Genomic DNA, 4,137 nt, shown 5'->3' on the forward strand with positions numbered 1-4,137 from the left:
GCATCCGCCGGGCATGGCCCGGCGCTACCGCAACCAGACACCCCTGGCAGCGCCGGGCCATGCCCGGCGGGAGAGATCAATCGGCCGGCGGCAGCGGCCGGGTCCACAGCCAGATCGCCACCACGGTCATGCTGCCGATGGAGAACCACTTCACCCAGGCCACCGGCACGCACCACAGCATGATGCCGGCACACACCGCCATGGTGATCGTGGCCATCCACTTGCCGTAGCGGCTGACCGCACCATGTGCCTGCCAGTTGGCGATGGCCGGGCCGAAGCGCGGGTGCTGCAGCAGCCAGCCGTGCAGGCGCTCGGAGCCGCGCGAGGCGGCCCAGGCCGAGATCAGGATGAATACGGTGGTGGGCAGCCCCGGCACGAAGATGCCGACGATGCCGGTGCCCAGGCTGGCATAGGCCAGCAGCCACCACGCCCAACGGAACCGCACCGGCCGGGTGGGCGCTGGCAGGTCCTTGCTGGCGGGTGGTTCGGGCAGATTCATCGCGCAAGGATACCCAGCGCAGGTGGCGGCGGCGATATCACCGCCGCCACGATGCGTCATTCCGTCGCAGCGCCGGCAGCGGGCGTTTCGATGCCCAGCTGCTGCAGCACGAACGCATACGACTCGGACAGTTCGCGGTAACGCTGGAAGCGCCCGGACTTGCCGCCGTGGCCGGCTTCCATGTTGGTGCGGAACAGGATCGGGAAGTGGCCGGTGTTGTCATCACGCAGCTTGGCCACCCACTTGGCCGGCTCCCAGTACTGCACCTGCGAATCCCACAGGCCGGTACCCACGAACAGCGACGGATAGGCCTGCTTTTTCACGTTGTCATAGGGCGAGTAGGACAGCATGTACTCGTAGTACGGCTTCTGCTCGGGGTTGCCCCACTCGTCGTATTCGTTGGTGGTCAGCGGGATGGTCGGGTCGAGCATGGTGGTGACCACGTCCACGAACGGCACCTGCGCCACCAGCACGCGGTAGTCCTGCGGCGCCTGGTTGGCGATGGCACCCATCAGCAGGCCACCGGCGCTGCCACCGGACGCGGCGACACGATCCTTCGCCGCCCAGCCCTGTGCCACCAGGCCACGGGTGACGTCGATGAAGTCGTTGAAGGTGTTCTGCTTGTGCAGCAGCTTGCCGTTCTCGTACCAGTCGCGGCCCATTTCCTGGCCGCCACGGATGTGGGCGATGGCGTACACCACGCCACGGTCGAGCAGGCTCACCGCCGTCTGGTTGAAGTACGGGTCCATCGACATGCCGTAGCTGCCGTAGGCGTACTGGAACAGCGCGCCGGTGCCATCTTTCTGGTAGCCCTTGCGATAGACCAGCGACACCGGCACCTTGACCCCATCGCGCGCGGTGATCCAGACGCGATCGGTTTCGTACTTCGAGGCGTCATAGCCGATCACCGGCTGCTGCTTCAGCTGGCGACGCTCGCCGTTGGCGGTGTTCAGCTCGAACACCGTGGTCGGCGTGGTCATCGAGGTGTAGACGTAGCGCAGCCAGGTGGTGTCAGCCTCGGTGTTGTCGCCCAGGCCCATCGAATAGGCCGGTTCGTCAGCCTTCACGTAGTCGTTGCGACCGTCCTTGAACAGCAGGCGGATGCGCTCCAGGCCTTCGGAACGTTCGGCGATGGCGGTGTAGGTATCGAACAGTTCGAAGCCTTCGATGAACACCGCATCGTCGTGCGCGATCCAGTCCTTCCACTGCGCACGCGAGGTGGCGTCGGTCGGTGCGGTCACCAGCTTGAAGTTCTTCGCACCATCGTTGGTGCGGATCACCCAGCGGCCATCGTAGTGGTCGGCGTCGTACTCCACGTCGCGCTGGCGCGGGGCGAGCACGGTGAACGTGGTCGGGTCGCTGGCCGGCGCGTAGCGCTCTTCAGAGGACACGGTGCTGTGCACGCCGATGGTGATGAAGCGATCGTCGCGGGTGCGGCCGATGCCCATGTAGAAGCTGTCGTCCTTTTCTTCGTAGACGACGGTGTCGGCGCTGGCCGGGGTGCCCAGCACGTGCTTCTTCACCCGCACGGTCAGCAGGGTTTCCGGATCGTTCTCGACATACAGCACGGTGCGGTTGTCGTCGGCCCAGACCAGGTCGCCGGAGGTGCCGGTGATCGTGTCCGGCAGCACCGCGCCGGTGCGCAGGTCCTTGAAGCGGATGACGTACTGGCGGCGGCCCACGTCATCGTCGGCCCAGGCCAGCAGCTGGTTGTCCTGGCTGACCTCCATCGAGCCGACGCTGAAATAGCCCTTGCCGGCAGCCATCGTGTTGACGTTGAGCAGGACTTCCTCCGGCGCGTCCATGCTGGCCTTGCGGCGCGCATGGATGGGATAGTCCTGGCCGGTTTCGTAGCGGCTGTAGTACCAGTAGCCGCGCTCGCGCGCCGGCACACTGGCATCGTCCTGCTTGATGCGGCCGACGATCTCGCCGTACAGCGCATCCTCCAGCGGCTTCAGCGGTGCCAGCAGCTGGTCGGCGTAGGCGTTCTCGGCCTGCAGGTAGGCCAGCATGGCCTTGTCCTCGCGCTTGTCGTCGCGCAGCCAGTAATAGTCATCGTTGCGGGTCGCGCCGAACGGCGCCTTGACCACGTGCGGACGCTTCTCAACATCCGGCGGAACGGGCGGGGTGGCGGCGGTAGCGGTGCTGGTCATCAGGCTCGCAAGCAACAGGCAGAGAGTGGATTTCATGAAATAAGGCTCCAGGCGCTTCAATGCAATGGTCTTCGACGGGGTCAGATCCCTTTTCCCGAAAAGGGATCTGACCCCAATCGCGGCGAAGCGGCAACCCTGCGGATCGTCATGGCCGCGGTGCCTGTTGGGGTCAGAGCCCTTTTGCATGCAAAAGGGATCCGACCCCCGGCACCCGGCGTACCATGTGGGGCATGAGTACCCTGCCCCACACGCCGGGCTACAGCCGGCGCAGCCACGAAATCGCTCCCTTCCATGTGATGTCCCTGCTGGCCCGCGCGCAGGCGCTGGAACAGGCCGGTCACGATGTGATCCATCTGGAGATCGGCGAACCGGACTTCACCACCGCCGAACCGGTCGTGCGGGCTGGCCAGGCGGCGCTGGCCGCCGGCCACACCCGCTACACCGCCGCACGCGGCCTGCCGGCCCTGCGCCAGGCGATCAGCGGCTTCTATCGCAGCCACTACGGCCTGGATATCGACCCCGAACGCATCCTGGTCACGCCGGGCGGCTCCGGCGCGCTGCTGCTGGCCAGCAGCCTGCTTGTCGACCCGGGCCGCCACTGGCTGCTGGCCGATCCCGGCTATCCGTGCAACCGCCACTTCCTGCGGCTGGTGGAAGGCGGCGCGCAGCTGGTACCGGTGGGCCCCGAAACGGCCTACCAGCTGACCCCTTCGCTGGTGCAGCAGCACTGGAACGGCGACAGCGTCGGTGCGCTGGTGGCATCACCGGCCAATCCCACCGGCACCGTGCTGTCCGCCGATGAACTGGCGGCACTGTCGGCGTCGCTGCATGCGCGCGGCGGCCACCTGGTGGTCGACGAGATCTATCACGGCCTGACCTACGGCCTGGATGCCGCGAGCGTGCTGCAGGTGGATGACAGCGCGTTCGTGCTGAACAGCTTCTCCAAGTACTTCGGCATGACCGGCTGGCGACTGGGTTGGCTGGTGGCGCCGCCGGCGGCGGTACCCGACCTGGAGAAGCTGGCGCAGAACCTGTACATCAGCGCCTCGAGCATCGCCCAGCATGCGGCCCTTGCCTGTTTCAGCGAAGAGGCAATGGCGATCTTCGAGCAGCGCCGCCAGGCCTTCCAGCAGCGCCGCGACTTCCTGCTGCCTGCCCTGCGCGAACTGGGCTTCCGCATCGAAGTGGAGCCGCAGGGTGCGTTCTACCTGTACGCCGACGTCAGCGCGTTCACCGATGACGCGCAGGCGTTCTGTGCGCACTTCCTGGAGACCGAGCACGTGGCGTTCACCCCGGGCCTGGATTTCGGTTTCCATCGATCAAACCAGCACGTGCGCCTGGCCTATACGCAGGAAGTGCCGCGGTTGCAGGAGGCGGTGGAGCGGATCGCGCGCGGGTTGAAACATTTCCGGTAGCGCCGGGCCGTGCCCGGCGAGCGCGCAGCGCGGCAAGGGAGCCGCCGGGCATGGCCCGGCGCTACCGTTC

3 protein-coding genes are annotated in these 4,137 nt (G+C 66.7%); 1 reads left to right on the forward strand and 2 read right to left on the reverse strand.

Annotated elements, in window-relative coordinates; all coding sequences use genetic code 11:
• Nucleotides 1–76: 76 nt before the first annotated feature.
• Together ACFX4F_RS20940 and ACFX4F_RS20945 are read right to left on the reverse strand one after the other, a co-directional pair.
• Nucleotides 77–499 (reverse strand): YbaN family protein, encoded by a 423-nt coding sequence (locus tag ACFX4F_RS20940; protein ID WP_375069249.1) that lies wholly within the window; start codon nucleotides 497–499, stop codon nucleotides 77–79.
• Between the two features lie 56 nt (nucleotides 500–555).
• A complete protein-coding gene (locus tag ACFX4F_RS20945; protein WP_380658274.1) occupies nucleotides 556–2,688 on the reverse strand; it encodes a S9 family peptidase in 2,133 nt (710 codons plus the stop codon).
• Nucleotides 2,689–2,882: 194 nt separating this feature from the next.
• Here ACFX4F_RS20945 and ACFX4F_RS20950 point away from each other — a divergent pair, with 194 nt between their 5' ends.
• Nucleotides 2,883–4,067 carry a pyridoxal phosphate-dependent aminotransferase gene (locus ACFX4F_RS20950; RefSeq protein ID WP_207761043.1) on the forward strand — a complete coding sequence of 395 codons (1,185 nt, stop codon included), beginning with the start codon at nucleotides 2,883–2,885 and terminating at the stop codon, nucleotides 4,065–4,067.
• Nucleotides 4,068–4,137: the final 70 nt, after the last annotated feature.

The organism is Stenotrophomonas sp. YIM B13575, assembly GCF_042787595.1.
Classification (GTDB): domain Bacteria; phylum Pseudomonadota; class Gammaproteobacteria; order Xanthomonadales; family Xanthomonadaceae; genus Stenotrophomonas; species Stenotrophomonas lactitubi_B.